This window comes from Vibrio sp. R11-SG3-ISO9, from assembly GCF_059834255.1.
In genome coordinates this window covers 34,615-55,271 of record NZ_JCBDGU010000048.1, presented here as the reverse complement: position 1 = coordinate 55,271, position 20,657 = coordinate 34,615, and the positions used below count along the sequence as shown (strand labels likewise).

The following is a 20,657-nucleotide window of genomic DNA, read 5'->3' as shown; positions in this document are numbered from 1 at the left end:
ATTATTCGCCAACTTAGTCACGGCTTATGTTAGCCAAGTAACGTTGATGAACGAAACGTTCTCCTCTATCGACTTTAAGCAACGAAACCTTTATTGCCCCATCAAATGACGGTGCTTTAGTTACTAATGTGTGGAACTCTCCATCCTCTCCGCAAGGGTCAACACCGTTGGGCAGGTTCTCTACCAACGATTTTGTATAAACTTGCCCACAATACTCTGCGGACAAAGCATTGGTATCGACAGTCACTAAGAAGGTTTCGATGCCTCTCTCTATTATCTCATCGGCCAGTTTACTGCTCTCCTCTCCAAGCAGTGGGAATACACACTCCCAGCCAGCCGGTTCAATATAGCTTCGACGATAGTCAGCAATGCCATTACAAAACATGTCGCCAAATGCGACCGCATCAATGGTTAAACTCGATTGCTTCAGTGCATTAACAATAGTGCTCTGATAAATCTCGTTTGATGGAAACATTTCCGGCAGCTCAATCATGATGAGAGGCAAACCGAGTAGTTCCGCCTGCATTGCGACGACTTCTCTTGGGGTTGCTTGAAAAGGGACCTCGTCGCCGACATAAGTTGTGTATAGGCCAACCACTTCATAGTCAGGACTTTCTAGTAGGCGTTCAAGGGTTAACGTAGAGTCTTTGCCAGAAGACCAGCTGATGATGACTTTCTTTTTCATATTAGATATCTATCGATAAGAAAAAACCGCCCGAAGGCGGTTTAAGTAATTAGAATTGGTATGCCAAGTTAAGGTAATACGCTCTTTCAGCTGCTGGGTAACCTAGAGCAGTTTCATACTCTTCATCGAATAAGTTATCTACACGAGCACTGATTGTTGTATTCTCATTTGCATAATAGCTAACGGCTGTATCAACCAATGAGTAAGACGGTAGAGTTACATCACTGTAAGGCCATGTTCCATAATTAACATCAGGTCGTTTTCCAACATATTGATAGCTTATCGACCAATCAACAACATCGAAGGCTACAAGCGCATTCCACTTGTATAACTCTTTTGCTCTACGTTGTAATTGTTTACCATCATCACCCTCGGCATCTTTATAATCCGCACTCAATTGGTGTTGAATTATACCTGTGTCAAACTCAGCAGTAAGTTCGATACCTTGAATGTGAGTCTCGCCATCAACGTTAATATACTTGTAAGTTGTTGGATGATAGTCAATTAGGTTCGTTATCTTGTAGTCATATCCCGTCAATGTCCAATATACGTCCTTCACTACCCCATAGAAACCTAGCTCAATCGCATCAGATTCTTCAGGCTTAAGATCTTGAGTTCCGTATGAAGGGTCATACTGTTGGTAAAGGTTCGGCGCTTTAAACGCGGTACCATAAGATGTTTTAATACCAAACTCAGGAATAAACTGATAACCAGCACCTAGGTTGTAGGTAGTCTCAGTTCCAAACTCTTCATTATCATCAACCCTAGCACTAGCTTCTAGAGTTGCAGACTCTAAAGTTACTGAAGACAAGCCAAATAAAGCTAAGTTAGAACGGTCGAAAGTTTTGTTCGCATTCTTATCAACGTAAGATTCATCACGCCAATCTGCGCCACCAGCAAGAACCACATTTTTGTTTAGTTGATAACTGTTAATCCATTGAACATTAGTTTGTTCAAGTTCATCTTGGGTGCCTGACGTTTTGCTTTTTCCATACTCGTAATTCCATGAGTCTTGGCTTTGAACAGTAGCTTGCACTTCTGAACGCAGCTTAGTTCCTTGGTAAGCACCACCAATAGATACTGATAAGTCGTCCTTTTCAGACTCCATGTAACTACGTGTTCCACTGAATGTGTTGTCATACTGATAGATGTTTTCGTAAGCGCGAAAATTTCCAAAAACGCTGAACTGCTCATTTAAGTCGTGGGTATAACCGATCAAGCCATTTAATGTTTCAAAACCATGTCGGTCACCATCATTAACACCAGGAACAGGTTTAACGTTGTATCCTTCATCACTTTCATGGCTAATTGCTAGATTTAGCTGGCCATTTTCAGATGTTGCAACACCTGATGCTAAACTCAACTCTTGGTAATCTAAGCTACCCAAGCCCGCACTCAACGTTGTTGATTCTTCCGTAGCACGTGCAATAGTAATGATGTTAATTACACCACCGATTGCTTCCGAACCATATAGAGACGCTCGAGCACCTCGAACATACTCGATACGTTGAACGTAACTTAAAGGAATTTGGTTGAAGTCAACCGCCCCTTTTGCTGCTCTGGCAAATCGAACCCCATCGACTAAAACCAGTACCTGATCAGAGCTTGTACCACGAACAAATATAGAAGCTAGCTGACCTCTACCGCCATTTTGCGTTATTTGAATCCCAGTCAGTCGACGTAGTACATCAGGAATTGTTTTAGCTTGTGTTCTCTGAAAATCTTGACGAGTTACCACTTCGACATCGGCTAGCGTTGAAGCTGCAGACTGCTCAAAACGGTTCGCCGTCACCACCATGGTTTCATCGGCAGAGGCTTCTTGGGCGTGTAAATTGGAGATAGGTGAAAGCAGCGACGCTACAGCTATCGCTAAAAGGGACTTGTTCATATTGTGATCCTAAATCGCGTAAATTCCTACCAAGCCAAATATTGTGACTTAGCTGCTGGCAGGTATTCGGACTCAAGAGCTCAACCTAGTGGTTACCTAATATTCGACTTCCCACATAATCCTATATGCAGTGTCTTGGTGAATACTCGTTCTCTTTTACCGCTGCGCGTCAGTTCTGGATTTACACCAGATTCCCTTTTCAGCCATCTATACATCTAAATGGCACCAGCTTGTGAAGGATACTATTGTCCTAAGGGTAATTTGTCTAGTCTAAGATAGTTATAAGCTATAGTTTTCATGGCCAATTTACAGGTAATGGCTCTCAACACTGGACAAGAGGCTGTGATTGAATAAAATCTGCGCTCTTGATTTGAACGCACCACAGCAAAAGGCATAACAATGGCGACTTTAGATGTAAACCCGCAACGCTACCAAGAACAACTGGCAGAAAAGACCGAGCGTCTGACTGAGATGTTCTCACAATACAATGTGCCTGATTTAGAAGTGTATGAGTCACCAGAACAGCACTACCGCATGCGTGCAGAATTCCGCGTGTGGCATGAAGGTGATGACATGTACTACGTGATGTTCAATCAAGAAACCAAAGAGAAATACCGCGTTGATCAGTTTCCAGCAGCAAGCCGTCTTATCAATGACCTAATGCCACTACTAATGGAAGCAATGAAGGGTAACCCGTCCCTGCGTCACAAACTGTTCCAAGTCGACTTCCTTTCAACCCTAAGTGGTGAAGTACTTGTATCGCTTCTATACCACCGTCAACTTGATGAAGAGTGGATTGAAAACGCAAAAGCACTTAAGCAGCAACTTAATGACGAAGGTTTCAACCTAAACCTAATTGGCCGTGCACGTAAGATGAAGATAGTGCTAGACCAAGACTACGTAATTGAAAAGCTTAACGTGAATGGCGACAGCTACATTTACCAACAAGTAGAGAATAGCTTCACACAGCCTAACGGTAAGATTGCGGAGAAAATGCTGGAGTGGGCGGTAGACTGCACTCAAGAAAGCAAAGGCGACCTGCTTGAGCTGTACTGTGGTAACGGAAACTTCTCTTTAGCCCTGGCACAAAACTTCGAGCGAGTACTGGCAACTGAGCTGGCTAAGCCATCGGTAGACTCTGCGCAATACAATATTGCCGCAAACAACATCGACAACGTTCAGATCATTCGCATGTCGGCTGAAGATTTTACTGAAGCAATGGAAGGTAAGCGTGAGTTCCGTCGTCTAAAACAAGCTAATGTCGACCTAAAGAGCTACAACTGCAACACGATCTTTGTTGATCCACCGCGATCAGGTATGGATGTTGATACGTGTAAAATGGTACAAGGCTATGAACGCATCATGTACATCTCTTGTAACCCAGACACATTAAAAGAGAACTTGGACATTCTAAGCGAAACTCACAACATCACGCGTTTTGCTCTGTTCGATCAATTCCCATACACTCACCACATGGAAGCTGGTGTGTTCTTAGAGCGCAAAGCTAAATAGAAACAATAGATACAAAAGAACCGACCTTAACGATCGGTTCTTCAAATCAAAAAAAACGAGCCACGCGGCTCGTTTTTTATTGTCTATTCAGCTGAAGTTACGCTGACTTAGACATAAATCCTAGTTTCTTACCTACCCATGCGAGTAGCAGCATTGCCACGATGATAGCAAAGAAGTTAGAGCCAGCTTCTGGGTGTTGTGCTTTCACAAATGCCGAGTGGCCAAATGCACCAACGAAGAAACACGCTAGGCCAACTAGTGGGATATCTTCAGATACTGGGTTTGCTAGGTACTCTTGGTATAGAGCTTGAACAGCCAGTACTAGCGCAATAAGAGGGAAAATAGAGAAACCAACTTCGCTCATCGTTACCCAAGATAACAATGCGTCACCACAGACACCCGCAACAAGAGCCAGTACCAATGTTTTTCTTTCTGAACCGCGGTTCACAGTATTCTTTTCATTCGACATTATTCAATCCCGCCTTTTAGTCGGTTACGTTCACGTTCTTTGCGATACCAATAAGCCCCTTTGGCTATCATTCGCAATTGCATAATCAACCGCTCAGCAAGTTCATCTCGCTCACGGCTATTTAAATCCAAAGCTTCTGCGCCGGAACTAAATACCAAGGTGACTGATGCTTCTGCTTGGGTAAAAGCCTCTTCACGAGTCATCCCCGTACCTATTAGATATTCCGTCATTTCCGCAACAAAGTGCTGCATTTCTCTTGCGACGGCTGTTCGAAACTCAAATGAGGTTCCTGAACGTTCGCGCAATAACAGTCTAAATACGTTTGGACTGCTTTCGATGAACTCCATAAAGGTTTCAACCGAGGTGCGGATAACACTGCCTTCTTTTACGATTCGTTGCCTTGCCTGACGCATCAACTGACGCAGTAACAAGCCACCTTCATCAACCATGGTCAAACCGAGTTCATCCATGTCTTTGAAGTGACGATAGAAAGAAGTTGGGGCAATGCCGGCTTCGCGAGCAACCTCTCTTAAGCTCAGGTTTGAAAAACTACGGTCAGCACTCAACTGACTGAACGCAGCATCGATTAAGCTTCGACGAGTTTTTTCTTTTTGCTGTGCGCGAATTCCCATTGGTTTCATACTTTATCAATTTCTTCTTTTACAGCCTAAACAGGCATGCCTAATACTCAGGTAAATATAACGCGAATCACTCTATTTTATAAGGAATTCTCGCTTTATATGACATCAGACACCCCTCTTTGTTCACGTACCGAAGTAAATACGTTCGAGAACAAAATTTCAATCGCGGAGCTGTAATTTGGAGACATACAACATACCAAATATGACTTTTTCTTTAACACTGCGTGATCAGCTCGACTCTCTGATGCCCTTTTCATGTACCAAATAACGGAATCAGTTAAAATCTCGCTAAAGCAATGTTAAACAAATATAACAAGGAAGATTTCTATGTCGCATTCGAACCACTTTGATGTGATCGTGATTGGTAGTGGCCCCGGCGGTGAAGGGGCAGCGATGGGATTAACCAAAGCCGGGTTGAATGTAGCCATCATTGAAAAAGAAAGTAGCGTAGGCGGCGGATGTACTCACTGGGGTACCATCCCATCGAAGGCACTACGACACGCGGTTAGTCGTATTATCGAATTCAATAACAACCCACTCTTTTGCCAAAACAATAAAAGCCTCCACGCCACCTTCTCCGACATTCTTGGTCACGCTAAATCTGTAATCGACAAGCAAACGCGACTTCGCCAAGGTTTCTACGATCGCAATCAATGCACATTAGTCTTTGGTACTGCGCGCTTCATTGATAGCAACACGGTTTCTGTGATGCAAAGCGACGGTACAGAAGAGCTCTACTCCGCAGATAAGTTTGTTATTGCGACAGGCTCAAGACCTTACCAGCCTGAAAACGTCGACTTCCTACATGAGCGTATCTACGACAGCGATTCCATCCTGTCACTGAAACACGACCCGCAACACATCATCATTTACGGTGCTGGTGTTATCGGTTGTGAGTACGCATCTATCTTCCGCGGATTGGGGGTAAAGACAGACCTTATCAATACTCGAGACCGACTATTGTCATTCCTAGACAATGAAACGTCTGATGCGCTCTCTTATCACTTCTGGAATAGCGGTGTCGTGATTCGCAACGATGAAACGTTTGAGCGAATTGAGGGTACAGACGATGGGGTCATCATCCACTTAGAATCAGGCAAGAAGATGCGTGCTGACTGTCTGCTTTATGCAAATGGCCGAACCGGTAATACCGACAAACTCAACCTAGGAGCGGTTGGCTTGGAAGCGGACTCACGTGGGCAAGTTTCGGTCAACGCCAACTACCAAACCAGTGTCAGCCACGTATATGCGGTGGGTGATGTGATTGGCTACCCTAGCCTAGCGAGTGCCGCATACGACCAGGGTCGATTTGTAGCGCAAGCAATTGTCAAAGGCGAAGCAGAAAGCCACCTGATTGAAGATATCCCAACCGGCATCTACACCATTCCAGAGATCAGCTCTGTTGGTAAAACCGAGCAAGAGCTTACTGCAGCCAAAGTACCTTACGAAGTGGGACGCTCTTCATTCAAACACCTAGCCCGTGCACAAATTGCAGGTAAAGACATCGGTAGCTTAAAGATTCTATTCCATCGTGAAACCAAGGAAATTTTAGGCATCCATGTGTTTGGTGAGCGTGCTGCAGAAATCATTCACATCGGCCAAGCGATTATGGAGCAGAAAGGCGAAGCGAATACCATCGAGTATTTCGTGAATACGACCTTCAACTATCCGACCATGGCAGAAGCTTATCGTGTTGCAGCGCTTAACGGTTTGAATCGTTTATTCTAAGTAGGCTGTACAGCCTTATGAGCATTTGACCACCTATAGGCCAAATACTAAAACAGCAAGCACACACGCTTGCTGTTTCATTTTAAATCAAAAACTTAACAACACTCAGATAGTAATTAGATCATAGTGTCCTAAATGCTTATCTATCTGTACACTAAGCCAAGAACTCATTCCTTTTCCACTGTCTAATAAACAATACCGCTAGCCCAATTCCACGCATTCCCATGAAACAAATCATCGCAAACCATAGTGCATGGTTCTCAAACGATGAGGCTGAAAAGAAGATAAGGAAGAAAGTGCAGGTCGCAACAAACATGCTATTGCGCATTTCTTGTCCCTTGGTCGCGCCGATAAAAATACCGTCTAATAAGAAACACCACATCGACACCAAAGGCATTGCGACGAGCCAAGGTAAGTAAATCATCGCCTGCGCTTTTACCTCAGGTATGGTTGTGATCATATTGACCATGTTGCTACCTAGCATCATGAACACCGCAGTCAGGCCAAGACAAATGATTAAGCTCCAGAAAAAAGTACCTACGAGAGACTGATTCAACTCTTGCTTATCTTTAGCACCAATGGCCTTTCCTACCATCGCCTCCATCGCATAGGCAAAACCATCCATCCCATAAGAAATGATCATCAAGAAACTCATCAGTACCGCGTTGGCAGCAACCACATCATCGCCAAAACTTGCGCCTTGGAAAGTCATAAAAGTAAAAGTGGCTTGCAAGCACAGAGAACGTAAAAAGATATCGCGATTAAGTTTTACGAAACGAGAAAGCCCTTGAGTGGTCTGTTTCACCAAGGACAAGATTGCTGGTAACTGCCTCTTCGACCAAACACGTGCCACACATATCAAGCCAAACAACAGTCCCATATAATCAGCAAGTACCGAAGCATACGCGGCCCCTTCAACTTGCCAACCAAATCCAATTACAAACACCACATCAAAAACAATATTGGTGACATTAGTGATGATCACCATCCACATCGGCGCTTTGGCATTTTGTGTTCCAAGCAGCCAACCAAGAATCACAAAATTACTCAGGGCTGCAGGAGCACTCCAAGCACGAATCGAAAAGTACTGCTCACCATAAAACTTCACCTGATCGCTGGCGCTACTTAAAGAAAACACCACTTCAGCGATCATGCCATACAGCAGTAAAAACAAGGCAGCAAAACCCAAACTCATAGTAATGCCTTGCACGAACACCAACCCCAATTGCTGATTATCGCTGGCTCCATAAGATTGCGCCGCCAAACCTGTCGTCGACATTCTTAGAAAACCAAGCAGCCAAAAGGTCACACTGATCATGGTGCCGCCGAGTGCGACACCGCCCAGATACCAAGCATGCTCTAGGTGACCGATAACAGCCGCATCAACCAAACCAAGCAATGGGACGGTTATATTGGAGAGCACCATAGGTATGGCGAGCATTAGTACTCGCTGGTGCACCGATAAATTAGTTAGAGTTTGAACAATAGATTGGGGGAGAAATAACTTCACGATCACCTCTTTGATTTGAGGTGATAGTTTAACCTAGGGGGTAAAGATTCACTATTTTATGACTAGAGCTTGATAGAGAGTAGGAAGAAGAATACCTCTACCACTTCATCACGATAAGTTGTGGAGCCAGCCGCTTTTTGTATTGAGTCAACTTACTCAACATTCTTTGCCATAGCTTCCAGCGGTTACATTGTTGATCCAGAGGTGAGAAGGCTTTGACCCATTGAGTCCATGGTAGCCAATTCAATACGCTATCAACAGGGGAAGCCAAGCCGTGCGCGTATTCGCCAGAACCCAACTTTTGACCAAGCTTGCTTGAGGTCTTATCCCCTGCAAGAACTAAACAGGCATGTGCATGAGTAAATTGACGGCTTAGCGCTTGAATAAAGTGCGCAGTGGTTTGTTCATCGCAATCGAGCAGTGCATGTTCACAAACAATCAGCACTGGCGCCTGCTCTGGGATATTCAGCTCATCAAGCCAAGTAAGATCATTCACTGAACCACACTCTAAGCGATAACGTTCATTTTTATGGAATAAACGCTGACGCCACACCAAGTTTTCAGTGACATCCAATTCAACCCAATGACAACGGCCGTTATCTAAACGGTAGAAACGTGTATCAAGCCCTGCCCCAACGTTAATGATCCACGCCTCAGGGTTATGAGATAGATACTGTTGGATCTGGTTGTCACAAAGCTGAGTCAGTGTCGCGTACAGAAGCTGTTGCTGGTCGAGCTCTCCCGTTAAACACTCCGGTGCAAGACGACAGCGGGTACACGCTTGCGCTGCAATTGGATCGTAAACGAGGCCATCGTCAGCAAGGCTTTCTCGACTGCGAAACCAAAGAGGTTGGATAAGGTTGCTAGGAACATGAAATTCAGAATGAGCCATGTCTTGCTGCGCCATCGGCTTACGGGCAGCGCTGCGCTTTGAGGAAAGCAGTGTTGACTGAGGTTTGTTTTGATTCGACATGTTCATCTTCCTTGTAGCTCGACAAGGAAGATGATAATGAATATCAATTACAATGACAAGTTATTGAGAATAAATATCAATAACTCATTGTGTGATATTACATCCAATCTGTGTTGCGAATGATACCAACCGCTAAACCTTCAATGGCTAAGTGCTGGGTCTCTAGATCCACTTGGATTGGAGAAAATTCTTCGTTTTCAGCATGCAGTAGTACTGTTGAGCCTTTACGCTCTAGACGCTTAACCGTTACATCATCGTCGACACGTGCTACCACAACCTGACCGTCGCGTACATCTTGCGTTTTGTGCACAGCCAGTAGATCACCATCCATAATACCGATGTCTTTCATACTTTCGCCATTAACACGCAGTAAGAAATCTGCTTGTGGCTTAAACATACCAGGGTCCACTTGGTAATGCGTTTCTACATGCTCTTGAGCAAGGATAGGCTCACCCGCTGCCACTTGACCAATCAAAGGTAGACCTTCTTCGTCGTTGGCAGCGTCATCAAGCAAGATGCGAATACCACGAGACGCACCCGGAATGATCTCAATAGCTTCTTTTCGAGCTAGAGCTTTTAAATGTTCCTCTGCAGCATTAGCAGAGCGAAAGCCTAGTTCACGCGCGATTTCAGCACGTGTCGGTGGCATACCGGACTCTTCGATCTTGTTTTTAATCAGGTCGAAGACTTGTTGTTGGCGGGGCGTTAACGGCTTCATGAGTCACCTGTCTTTTTATACAGTTGACTGTGAGTATATCCAGTAACTGAACAAAAGCAAAGCAATTGGTTGTTTTTAGTTCATTTTTAAACAACGGGCTACTTTTTATAACTTTATAAACAGTCAGCTAAGTCGTTGTTTTAATCAAAGGCTTTAAAAATTGGTGACGATTAAACCTATACTCAATCAGTCGATGAATGATTTTCCACAAACTTAACGCCATTATGACTAATTCCATTAAAAGGTTAGACCAGTTTCTGGTATTCTTGCATCGATTAAATTTACGCCTAGGCCTATCCCTATTTTAAATCACTAAATAAAAATAGAGATACGCTTGAGCATGACAAAAAACTACTGAGGCAGTGAACCTATATGTCTTCTGGACAATCTTTTTCACGTTCAATGATGAAGCTTCCTTTATCCGTATTGGTAAAAGGCACATCCATTCCTTCAAACCCTATTGAAGATTTGAACATTGATTTAGGCAAACCAATTGTATATGCGTTACCTTTCCGCTCGAGTGTCGATCTCCTAACTCTACAAAAACATGCATTAGAGCTTGGGCTTCCTGATCCACTGAGCCCACTTGAGATTAATGGTAAATCACTGCAACGCTACGTGTTTATCGCGTCACGCAAAACCCTAGTTCAAGATGATGACCACGTACCAAGTTCATCGATCGCCGTATTCACCGAGCTACTTCAGCTTCATGAGTCTGATTCAGAGCTAGACGTTCAGGTTATCCCAGCAACCGTGTTGTGGGGACGTAAACCGGGTAAAGAAAATACCCAAAAACCTTATCTACAAGCGATGAATGGTCTAGAGAAATCAAGAGCAGTTCTTCTAGCCGGTCGTGATTGTTTAGTTCGTTTCAGCCCAGTGGTATCACTGCGCTACATGGCGAACTCTCACGGCACTGACAGCACCATTGCTCACAAGCTGGCACGCGTAGCACGTATCCACTTCTCGCGCCAAAAGCTAGCCGCGTCTGGCCCGAATCTTCCAAGCCGCCAAGCGCTGTTCGACCGCCTACTGAAATCAGAAGCGATCAAAAAAGCGATAGAAGACGAAGCGAAGTCGAAAAACATCTCGATCGAGAAAGCGAGCAAAGAAGCGCAAGACATCATGGATGAGATTGCAGCTAACTTCTCTTACTCTCTGATCAAACGCGGTGAGAAAATCCTGGGTTGGTTGTGGAACAAACTTTACCAAGGTCTGCACATCAATAATGCATCTACGGTTCGCAAATTGGCACAAGACGGTCATGAGATTGTTTATGTACCTTGTCACCGTAGCCACATGGACTACCTACTGCTCTCTTATGTGCTGTACCACGAAGGTATGGTTCCTCCGCATATTGCAGCGGGTATTAACCTCAACTTCTTCCCTGCTGGACCGATCTTCCGTCACGGCGGTGCTTTCTTCATTCGTCGCAGCTTTAAAGGCAACAAGCTGTACTCAACCATTTTCCGTGAGTATCTAGCCGAGCTATTCGCAAAAGGTTATTCGGTAGAGTACTTCAGTGAGGGTGGTCGCTCTCGTACAGGTCGTTTGCTACAAGCAAAAACCGGCATGCTAGCGATGACAATTCAGGCAATGCTGCGCGGCATGAACCGTCCAGTGACCCTAGTCCCTGTTTACATCGGCTACGAGCACGTCATGGAAGTAGCCACTTACGCTAAAGAGCTGCGTGGTAAACGTAAAGAGAAAGAGAACGCTGGCTTGGTGCTTCGTACTATTCGCAAGCTACGCAACTTTGGTAAGGGCTACGTTAACTTCGGTGAGCCAATTCAGCTAAACCAATACCTGAATGAGCATTCTCCAGAATGGACTAAAGACATCGATCCGATTGGCACTAGCAAGCCGCAATGGATGACACCAGTTGTGAACGATCTTGCGACCAAGATGATGACAAACATTAATGATGCGGCAGCAACCAACGCACTAACTCTGTGTGCAACTGCTCTGCTTGCTTCGCGTCAACGTGCACTATCCCGTGACTCACTGGTATCACAGATTGATTGCTACCTATCGCTACTGAAGAATGTGCCTTACTCTGAGACATTCACAGTACCGAAAGACAGTGCTGAAGATTTAGTGAAACACGCTGAAGCTCTGAATAAGTTCTTGATCGAGTCAGACACTATGGGCGACATCATTTCGCTCGACCGTCACCAATCAATCCTGATGACTTACTACCGTAACAACATCATCCATCTATTTGCACTGCCATCATTGGTCGCGCAGATGCTGATTCGTCAACGAGAGCTGTCGATTACAGATATCCAGAAGAATGTGGCGATCATCTACCCGTTCCTTAAGAAGGAGCTATTCCTTAGCTACCCAGAGGATAAGTTAGAGGAAGTTGTCGCCAACATTATCTCTGAGCTGGAACGCCAGGGTATGATCATGGTGAAAGACAACGAAGTCACGATTAACCAATCGAACAGCCAACCGCTGATGCTGTTGGGTCGTACTATCTCTGAAACACTGCAGCGTTACTCTATCGCATTGAACCTTCTGGCAGAGAATCCAGACCTCGATAAGTCAGAGCTTGAGCAGAAGAGCCAAGATATCGCGCAGCGTCTAGGTCGCCTACACGGCATTAATGCGCCAGAGTTTTTCGACAAGGGCGTATTTGCTTCAATGTTCGCAACGCTAAAACAGCAAGCGTACTTAGATAGCGACGGTAACTGCGATTTAGACAAGACCGCGGTTTTCGCTAAGCTGCTTTACTCGATGCTTTACCCTGAAGTTCGCTTGACGATCGAAGAGAGTATTCACCAAGCAGAATAACTCGCTTAAAAACAGAAAAGGCACCCATTGGGTGCCTTTTTTATATGTGATGTTTTTTACCAGAATGCGATAAGTAAGCCTGCGGTCACTGCCATTCCAACATAGTTGTTGTTTAAAAAGGCTTGGAAGCAGAGGTCTCGATCTCGGTGGCGAATTAGGTGCTGCTGATATACAAACAATCCACCGACAACCAGCAGGCTCCAGTAGAAGCTCCCGCCCAGTTGATAGTGCATACCAAGCGCAATCAACATCGCCAAAGTAATTAACTGCAGCACACCGATTACTAGCTTATCTTGGCGGCCAAACAGAATCGCGGTCGACTTGATGCCAATCTTAAGGTCATCGTCTCGGTCAACCATCGCATACTGAGTATCATAAGCGATGGTCCATAGTGCGTTGATGGCAAATACGAACCACACGACACCCGGTAGTTCATTGGTTTGTGCAGCCCACGCCATCGGAATCGCCCAGCTGAAGGCCAAACCCAGAAATAGTTGTGGCAGATGAGTAAAGCGTTTCATGAAAGGATAGATAAACGCTAAGCCCACACCAATAAACGACAACTGAATGGTCAGCGTGTTCATGGTTAACACCAGCAGAAAAGAGACAATGGCTAGCACCAAAAACAGAGCTACCGCTTCTTTACTGGATACTGCACCCGAAGGTAAAGGTCGTTGCTTAGTGCGTTTTACGTGGCCATCAACTTTGCGATCGGCAAAATCGTTAATTACACATCCCGCTGAGCGCATTAACACCACACCCAACACAAATACCACTAGTACCGATAAGTCTGGTAGGCCATTGGCTGCAATCACTAGCGCCCACAAGGTTGGCCACAACAGTAATAAGGTTCCAATCGGGCGATCCATTCGCGTTAACTGCCAATACGCTTTCGCTTTTGTGGCCAGCATTTACACACTCTCCTTAGAGTAAATGGGTGAAGTTGGTAAAAAAAGTTCCGCCACTAACATTGGCTTATGGTTCATCCATAAACGTGAGCGGCGAGCAAGCAGGCGCTCTTCGCCTACCATAACCCAACCGACTTGCAGTGCATCACGCTTAACGTTTTCTGCGCTAAACACCGTCAACCCGAGTGGTACATTGCCCTGTTGAGATAGATCTGAGTGTTGGTCATCCAAGGTAAGGCGTGGAATTAACGTGCGGCCAAGTACCCAAGGCTCACCGTCTCCCTTCAGAATAACCTTACGAAGTAAGCAATCTGATGATGAAAGCAAAGTCTCTTCGTCGTGTTGTAGTGTTGAGCGTTCCACGACTTGATTATGAAGTAACTCGACCGATAAGTGCTCACAGCACTCACCCAAACGACGAGATAACGAGCCTTGCTCCATTAACCACCCTTTGATGGTTTGATTCGGAAAATCAAATTTTTCTGTATTTTGCCAATCTACATTCATTAACGAATTAAGATACAGCGATATTGGCTGATTCATACTGGTATTCAATAGGTGACTTTACACGTACAATAAAGCATCAACTTCCGAGCTGTTTTAACCGCAAGCTGTGTTATAAACGTATTTAGATTTAGACCGCTCATTGTAACAAGACAAACGCGTTTCGAATATCGCGATTAAACTAAAGAAAAGTCACAAATATGCACAAACGTTATGTAGCCCAAATATTTCTAGCAATCACCCTACTTTTTTCTTTGCCTTCATTGGCGGAGGAGGAATCTACACCCAAGCTGGCGTACTTCACGCTAGAACCGGATCTCACTACTAACTTTTATACCAAAGGTAAGAAGCTGGGTTACATTCAAGTGCGCATCGACATTATGGTTGCCAACTCAACTGACCTCCCAGCCATTGAGCTTCACCAGCCCCTTATTCGCGATGCCGTGATTGAGCTCCTTGGTAAACAGAATGAAGAGACCATTAAGTCGCTTTCTGGTCGCGAAGACTTGCGTAAAACCTTAGTTGATCGACTTAATGAGATCCTATTGCCAGAAACAGGCAAAACCATCATTGCCGACCTCTTATTTACTAAGTACCTGTACCAATAAGGCGATGACCAAATCGAGATAAAAAAAGCGGCTTCATCGAGCCGCTTTTTCGTTTTCACAGAAAACTCACCACCAATATCGCTAAGCGATAGACTTTGATTTCATTGAATCAATCCAGCCGATACCGACACCGGCAATCAAACCAGCTAGGTGTGCGGTGTTAGCAATCGCCATAAACGGTTGCATGTAACCAAGCACTAACCAGATCAGCATGAAGCCGACGATCTGTCTCGGTATGGTTAGTCCTAATTGAGGAGCCTTAGTGCCCACAACCCACAGATAACCAACTAGCGCGTACACAACTCCAGATAACCCGCCAAAGTTAGCACCCTCAACCCAGTACTGCCCTGCGCCGGACAGCGCCGATGATATAGCGAAAATCTGCAGTAGCTTCAGACCACCTAGCTTCTTCTCAATATCACCGCCAAGCTGCCACCACCACAGAATATTAAAGGCTATGTGCATAACGGAGAAATGAAGAACCGCATGGCTAAGCCAGCGCCACAACTGCCACTGCTGCCCATCCAAAGCTGGAAAATGCAGCATTTGAAAGATCTGCTTATTGAAGCCAAGTTGCTGCAGAGCAAAAATCACCACACACAACAGCATAATGCTGAGTGTAACGGGGCCGGCTTTAGCCTTAATCATGCTTAGAAAGCTCGGAGTATGGTAATGAAACTGACTTTTACGCGTTTCAGCAACATCCCAAGAAGCGGCTTGATAACGCTTGTGGTTGGGTTCAGACAGAAAACGGTTGAGCTCCGCTTCTGTCTCCACTTGATGTTGAGCATCAATCAGCCACAGCGCGACACGCCCTTCCCCTTCTGGAGACATCTGAATCGAAATATGACGCGACGCCATATAATCAATGAAGGCCTGCGCAACACGCGCATTATTCAATACCATCAATCTTACCATTGGAGTTTCCTGCTTAAATTTGTCTAAGGAAGCAAACTAGCCTGTCACGACAGGAAGCTGGGCACGATGCCAAGCTTCAAAGCCTCCATCAACACTATATACGTCTTCAAAGCCTTGGTTGACTAGATACTGCGCCGCACCTTGGCTACTAATGCCGTGATAACACATCACAAGGATAGGCTGTTCAAATTCTACCTCATCCATAAACGCCACCATGGTGTCATTCGTCAAATGATACGCACTTTCTGGGTGCGCAACGGCAAATGACTGTGGATCGCGGATATCTACTAGGCGTGCGTCGCTCTGCTCAATGAGTGTTTGAGCACCTTGCACATCAATATGTTTAAACTGGTCCATGACTTTCTCTTGTACTGATTTACTTTGATGCCATTGTAACCTATCCCAAGGCTAACATTTACACCGACTTAATAAGGTTATCCACCAGCGATCACTTTTACACCATATGTGGATAAATCTGTGAATTGCGTGAATAAAGTGTTTTAAGAGAAATGGATCCACAAGATGTAGTAATGATCCTGATCTATCTGTGGGTTAACTTGAAACTATCCCCATCTACAAAACCGCCTGTAAGCCTTACTACACCCTGCTTTTTGACAACTGACAAAGAAACTCCTCACAGAGTTATCCACAATCCATACTTAAAAGTTTCGATCGCAAAGACACTAGAATGCGATCCAAACAAAAAGGCCGAGATCTCTCGATCTCGGCCTTTTCAAAAAAATTGTGTGTGGGCTTAGAAGTCGCCGACAGCTTGCTTTAGCTTCTTCATTGCATTCTTTTCTAGCTGACGAACACGCTCTGCTGAGATGTTATAGGTTTCAGCGAGATCTTGCAGCGTGGCTTTGTCGTCATCTAACCAACGAGAGCGAACAATGTGTTGGCTGCGATCATCTAGGCTTGCTAGTGCATGGCCAAGACGGTTATTGGTATGGGTTTCCCAGTTTGCTGCTTCAACCGTTTCAGCTACGTCTGACGCTTTGTCTTCTAGGTAGTAAACAGGTGCTGTGTAAGCTGAACCGCCGTCATCGTCGTCCATAGGTGCTTCAAAGGTCGCATCTTGCGCCGCAAGACGAGATTCCATTTCACGAACTTCAGAAGGCTCTACACCTAACTCGCGAGCAACGGTTTCAACTTCACCGTTGTTGAACCAACCTAAACGCTTCTTAGATTTACGCAGGTTGAAGAACAGCTTACGCTGCGCTTTCGTCGTTGCAATCTTAACGATACGCCAATTACGAAGTACGTACTCATGGATTTCAGCTTTGATCCAGTGAACAGCGAAAGATACCAGTCTTACCCCAACTTCAGGGTTAAAGCGTTTTACCGCCTTCATTAGACCAATGTTACCTTCTTGAACAAGGTCAGCCATAGGCAGGCCGTAACCAGAGTAACCTCTCGCTACATGAACCACGAATCGTAGGTGTGAAAGGATCAAGCCTTTCGCAGCTTCGATCTCACCTTTGTAATGTAATCGCTCTGCAAGTCCACGCTCCTCTTCAGCAGTTAGCATTGGGTAGCTGTTTGCTGAGCGGATATAGCTGTCTAGGCTATCTTGTGTGACTAAAGCCATTTGATACGCTTGGTTTGCCATTCGGTTCCTCATCAATCTCTGATCTGGAGTAGTCTTTCTATTAGAACCCGCTAATCTTGAACCTAAAATGAACAGGATTCAAGAAGGGGGAAGTAATTATGCATAATCAATTCGTCTATACAAGGCGAAAACTGACTAACATGTGTCTATTTCTCGTCTAAATATGACTCAATTCACCTAAACAGGTTCAATTTCTTTTAGGTGTCTTTGGGCAGAAAGTTTTGCTGCCACGCTACCAAGCAAGGTTCCAACAATCAAAAGCAGCAAAGATTCATCCCAGCTTAAGCCAATTAAGCGGAAATGACTGTCGTATAACTGCGCTAAATCGTCCACTGCACTGTTGAGTAATACAGTAATCAATGCGGTCATGATCCACGCACTGATAGATCCCAATACACCAAACCACATACCTGTATACAGATAAGGGCGTAGGATGAAACTATCGGTCGCCCCAATTAGCTTCATGGTTTGGATCTCTTCTTTATGAGCAAGAACATTAAAGCGCAAGGTATTACCAATAATTAGAAATACCGCTCCCAGCATAAGGAAGGTTAATGTCACTACGATGACAGTAGCCAGTGCCTTAATCGCATCGAGTCTTGCTAACCAATCTTCATCAAGGCGAACGTCAGTCACCGAGGGTTGTTCTTTGACTTGCTTAGCCAGTGCTTTAATTTCCGTGTCTGTTTCAACGCTCGGTGTGATGATCAATACACCTGGTAGTGAGTAATCATCAAGAATCGTCAGTGCATCATTGAAGCCTGAGTACTGGCTAAGGTCTGCAAGTCCCTGCTGTGGTGAGATGTACTCCACTAGATCCACTTGTGGCCAGCTTTCAATCTCATCCTTCATCACCATCACTCTAGGTTCAGGGATACCCTCTTCTATATAGGCGCTAACCTGAGAAGGGCTTGCCACATCTTGTGCAGCCTCACCCACGTTTTTACCCAGTAGGTATAAACACGCTGGCATCGCCAATGCCATAGAGATCACAGCCAAAGTCAGTAAATTTCCCAGTGGGCGCTGCCACAATTCAGATAGAGAAGACTTCGCCTGCTTCCAGTGAACCACTAAAAAGCCATCACTTGCCGCACGATTGTTGGCGCGCTTTGGTTTCGCCTTTTTAAGACGTTTGTTAACGGCCATAGTCTTCTACCTCACTTAAGAAGCCTTGGTTTAACTCGAAATGACGATATTGTGGGCGAGTGTTTACTAACCCCACATCATGCGTAGCTAAAAGGATGGTCACGCCTGCTCGATTAAACTCTTCGAACAGTCTTAAAACTCGGTTCGATAATTCTGGGTCTAGGTTACCGGTCGGTTCATCGGCCAATAGTAAGGTTGGTCGATTCACCACAGCGCGTGCAATGCCAACACGTTGCTGCTCACCGCCCGACAATTGGCTCGGCAAGCAACGCGCTTTGTCCAATAACCCAGTCTTGTCTAATGCAGCACCAACGCGTCGTTTGATTTCATTTTCAGAAATCGACTCGATACGCATTGGCAGAGCTACATTGTCGTAAATAGAGCGGTCCATTAACAAACGGTGGTCTTGAAAGACAATACCGATGTTACGGCGCAAGAAGGGAATGTCTTTACTCGGAATTCGAGTAATGTCGTGATCGTTGAACCAAACGCGCCCGTCGGTCGGGCGCTCAATCGCACAGATCAATTTCAGCAGTGTACTTTTACCCGCACCGGAATGACCACCCAAAAAAGCCATTTCACCTCGCTTAAGATGAAAGTCCACTTTTTGTAATGCTTGGCGTCCACCTCGGTAGGCCTTGCTCACTTGCTGAAACTTGATCACCGAAAATTCCTCTTACGATCACTCTTATCAAATTTAAAAAGGTAGCAGGTTAAACACAAACCAAATTGCTACCCAAATTACTCTTCGCGGCTAAACAACGCTTCAATAAAGTCTTTTGACTCGAATGGACGCAGATCGTCAATGCCTTCGCCAACACCGATAAAGCGAATTGGAATCTGGAACTGATCAGCGATAGAGAAAATCACACCGCCTTTTGCAGTACCATCTAGCTTAGTCAGTGTAATGCCGGTAACTGGCGCTACTTCACTGAACAATTTCGCTTGGCTGATTGCGTTCTGACCAGTACCAGCATCTAACGTTAGCATAATTTCATGCGGTGCTGAGTCGTCAATCTTCTTCATTACACGAACAATTTTACGCAGCTCTTCCATTAAGTTGCTCTTGTTCTGTAGACGACCCGCTGTATCCGCGATAACCACATCCACACCACGAGCCTTAGCAGCTTCAATCGCATCATAGATAACCGATGCACTATCAGCGCCAGTGTGCTGAGCAATAACAGGAACGTCGTTGCGCTTACCCCATACTTGTAGCTGCTCAACCGCTGCAGCACGGAAGGTATCACCTGCCGCCAGCATCACTTTCTTGCCTTCATTCTGGAACTGCTTCGCAAGCTTGCCAATGGTCGTTGTTTTACCTACACCATTAACACCTACCATTAGGATGACGTAAGGCGTTTTAGTGGTATCCACCTCTAGAGGCTGTTCCACTTGGCTTAAGATATCAGCCATCTCTTCTTTCAATAGACCATACAGCGCTTCACCATCTTTCAGGTCATTGCGAGATGCTTTTTCTGTTAGGTTATCAATGATTTTGACTGTTGTGTTCATGCCTACGTCAGCAATCAACAGTTGTTCTTCAAGCTCTTCGAATAGATCTTCATCAATTTGCTTGCCTTTGAACAAACCAAAGAAGCCCGCGCCAATGTTGGCTTTAGTGCGGCTTAGGCTACGCTTCAAGCGCGCAAAGAAACTCTCTGTCGGTTTCTCTTGAACTTCTTCAACTTGTGGCTCTTCTGCAACCACTTCAGGCTCTGCTTCTGCTTCTGCTTCTGCTTCTGCTTCTGCTTCTGCTTGTTCAGGTTGAACCTCAGCACTTGGCTGTTCAAGCTCTTCTTGTAACTCCGCCTCTTGTGCAGATTCTTCCTTTTCTACCGGTTGCTCAACCTCAGCTTGAGGCTGCTCTTCCGTTTGCTGATCTACTTTAGAGTCAGTCTGCGTTTGTGGGCTCTGTTCTTCTTCACCAAAGCCAAGCCACGATAATAATCCGCGCTTCTTTTTTTCCGCCATCAGAGGAGTTTCCTAGATCTACTAATTAACTGTATTGACTTAATGCACGTCGACTCTTTGCTATTGT

19 protein-coding genes and 1 riboswitch are annotated in these 20,657 nt (G+C 45.1%); of the genes, 4 read left to right on the top strand and 15 right to left on the bottom strand.

What is annotated here, in order from left to right; translation table 11 throughout:
• Nucleotides 1-13: 13 nt before the first annotated feature.
• The gene (locus AC6R05_RS17625; RefSeq protein ID WP_500648155.1) at nucleotides 14-685 is read right to left on the bottom strand and encodes a Dph6-related ATP pyrophosphatase; all 672 of its coding nucleotides are present in this window, start codon (nucleotides 683-685) and stop codon (nucleotides 14-16) included.
• Nucleotides 686-734: 49 nt separating this feature from the next.
• A complete protein-coding gene (gene btuB, locus AC6R05_RS17620) occupies nucleotides 735-2,573 on the bottom strand; it encodes a TonB-dependent vitamin B12 receptor (RefSeq protein ID WP_500648154.1) in 1,839 nt (612 codons plus the stop codon).
• A 40-nt stretch (nucleotides 2,574-2,613) separates the two neighbouring features.
• Nucleotides 2,614-2,818, bottom strand: a riboswitch (cobalamin riboswitch).
• Between the two features lie 154 nt (nucleotides 2,819-2,972).
• Here btuB and trmA point away from each other — a divergent pair.
• Nucleotides 2,973-4,085 (top strand): tRNA (uridine(54)-C5)-methyltransferase TrmA, encoded by a 1,113-nt coding sequence (gene trmA / locus AC6R05_RS17615; RefSeq protein ID WP_285466834.1) that lies wholly within the window; start codon nucleotides 2,973-2,975, stop codon nucleotides 4,083-4,085.
• A gap of 97 nt (nucleotides 4,086-4,182) precedes the next feature.
• On the opposite strand, the gene AC6R05_RS17610 is transcribed toward trmA, so the two are convergent.
• Entirely contained in the window at nucleotides 4,183-4,554 is a 372-nt protein-coding gene (locus tag AC6R05_RS17610) for a YijD family membrane protein (protein WP_032553398.1), read from the bottom strand.
• Nucleotides 4,554-5,195, bottom strand: a complete 642-nt coding sequence (gene fabR / locus AC6R05_RS17605) for an HTH-type transcriptional repressor FabR (RefSeq protein WP_032553397.1) — start codon at nucleotides 5,193-5,195, stop codon at nucleotides 4,554-4,556. The genes AC6R05_RS17610 and fabR overlap by 1 nt, the downstream gene beginning before the upstream one ends.
• A gap of 327 nt (nucleotides 5,196-5,522) precedes the next feature.
• Between fabR and sthA the strand changes: the two genes are divergently transcribed.
• Nucleotides 5,523-6,923 (top strand): Si-specific NAD(P)(+) transhydrogenase, encoded by a 1,401-nt coding sequence (gene sthA / locus AC6R05_RS17600; protein WP_032553396.1) that lies wholly within the window; start codon nucleotides 5,523-5,525, stop codon nucleotides 6,921-6,923.
• Nucleotides 6,924-7,077: 154 nt separating this feature from the next.
• Here sthA and dinF read toward each other — a convergent pair whose 3' ends face one another.
• The 3 genes from dinF to lexA all read right to left on the bottom strand — a co-directional run bounded on the left by dinF (nucleotide 7,078) and on the right by lexA (nucleotide 10,124).
• Nucleotides 7,078-8,433 carry an MATE family efflux transporter DinF gene (dinF, locus tag AC6R05_RS17595; RefSeq protein WP_500648153.1) on the bottom strand — a complete coding sequence of 452 codons (1,356 nt, stop codon included), beginning with the start codon at nucleotides 8,431-8,433 and terminating at the stop codon, nucleotides 7,078-7,080.
• A gap of 97 nt (nucleotides 8,434-8,530) precedes the next feature.
• Nucleotides 8,531-9,406 carry a class I SAM-dependent methyltransferase gene (locus tag AC6R05_RS17590; RefSeq protein WP_150873363.1) on the bottom strand — a complete coding sequence of 292 codons (876 nt, stop codon included), beginning with the start codon at nucleotides 9,404-9,406 and terminating at the stop codon, nucleotides 8,531-8,533.
• Nucleotides 9,407-9,503: 97 nt separating this feature from the next.
• Nucleotides 9,504-10,124: a transcriptional repressor LexA gene (gene lexA, locus AC6R05_RS17585; protein WP_032553391.1), complete on the bottom strand. Its 621-nt coding sequence runs from the start codon at nucleotides 10,122-10,124 to the stop codon at nucleotides 9,504-9,506.
• A gap of 372 nt (nucleotides 10,125-10,496) precedes the next feature.
• Between lexA and plsB the strand changes: the two genes are divergently transcribed.
• Nucleotides 10,497-12,920 carry a glycerol-3-phosphate 1-O-acyltransferase PlsB gene (plsB, locus tag AC6R05_RS17580; protein WP_500648152.1) on the top strand — a complete coding sequence of 808 codons (2,424 nt, stop codon included), beginning with the start codon at nucleotides 10,497-10,499 and terminating at the stop codon, nucleotides 12,918-12,920.
• A 56-nt stretch (nucleotides 12,921-12,976) separates the two neighbouring features.
• Here plsB and ubiA read toward each other — a convergent pair whose 3' ends face one another.
• Nucleotides 12,977-13,831 (bottom strand): 4-hydroxybenzoate octaprenyltransferase, encoded by an 855-nt coding sequence (ubiA, locus tag AC6R05_RS17575; RefSeq protein ID WP_032553388.1) that lies wholly within the window; start codon nucleotides 13,829-13,831, stop codon nucleotides 12,977-12,979.
• Entirely contained in the window at nucleotides 13,832-14,371 is a 540-nt protein-coding gene (locus AC6R05_RS17570; RefSeq protein WP_191907646.1) for a chorismate lyase, read from the bottom strand.
• A 161-nt stretch (nucleotides 14,372-14,532) separates the two neighbouring features.
• Between AC6R05_RS17570 and AC6R05_RS17565 the strand changes: the two genes are divergently transcribed.
• The gene (locus tag AC6R05_RS17565) at nucleotides 14,533-14,940 is read left to right on the top strand and encodes a flagellar basal body-associated protein FliL (RefSeq protein WP_500648151.1); all 408 of its coding nucleotides are present in this window, start codon (nucleotides 14,533-14,535) and stop codon (nucleotides 14,938-14,940) included.
• 81 nt (nucleotides 14,941-15,021) lie between these two features.
• Here AC6R05_RS17565 and glpG read toward each other — a convergent pair whose 3' ends face one another.
• The 6 genes from glpG to ftsY form a co-directional block, all read right to left on the bottom strand.
• Complete coding sequence (gene glpG, locus AC6R05_RS17560) at nucleotides 15,022-15,858, bottom strand: rhomboid family intramembrane serine protease GlpG (RefSeq protein WP_500648150.1); 837 nt, start codon at nucleotides 15,856-15,858, stop codon at nucleotides 15,022-15,024.
• Nucleotides 15,859-15,894: 36 nt separating this feature from the next.
• Nucleotides 15,895-16,215, bottom strand: a complete 321-nt coding sequence (gene glpE / locus AC6R05_RS17555; RefSeq protein WP_032553384.1) for a thiosulfate sulfurtransferase GlpE — start codon at nucleotides 16,213-16,215, stop codon at nucleotides 15,895-15,897.
• A gap of 397 nt (nucleotides 16,216-16,612) precedes the next feature.
• Nucleotides 16,613-17,470 carry an RNA polymerase sigma factor RpoH gene (gene rpoH / locus AC6R05_RS17550; RefSeq protein WP_032553383.1) on the bottom strand — a complete coding sequence of 286 codons (858 nt, stop codon included), beginning with the start codon at nucleotides 17,468-17,470 and terminating at the stop codon, nucleotides 16,613-16,615.
• A gap of 177 nt (nucleotides 17,471-17,647) precedes the next feature.
• On the bottom strand, nucleotides 17,648-18,616 hold the full coding sequence (ftsX, locus tag AC6R05_RS17545) for a permease-like cell division protein FtsX (protein ID WP_152469432.1): 969 nt from the start codon (nucleotides 18,614-18,616) through the stop codon (nucleotides 17,648-17,650).
• On the bottom strand, nucleotides 18,606-19,280 hold the full coding sequence (gene ftsE / locus AC6R05_RS17540; protein WP_032553381.1) for a cell division ATP-binding protein FtsE: 675 nt from the start codon (nucleotides 19,278-19,280) through the stop codon (nucleotides 18,606-18,608). Before ftsE ends, ftsX begins: the two co-directional genes overlap by 11 nt.
• A gap of 77 nt (nucleotides 19,281-19,357) precedes the next feature.
• A complete protein-coding gene (gene ftsY, locus AC6R05_RS17535) occupies nucleotides 19,358-20,590 on the bottom strand; it encodes a signal recognition particle-docking protein FtsY (RefSeq protein ID WP_500648149.1) in 1,233 nt (410 codons plus the stop codon).
• Nucleotides 20,591-20,657 lie beyond the last annotated feature (67 nt).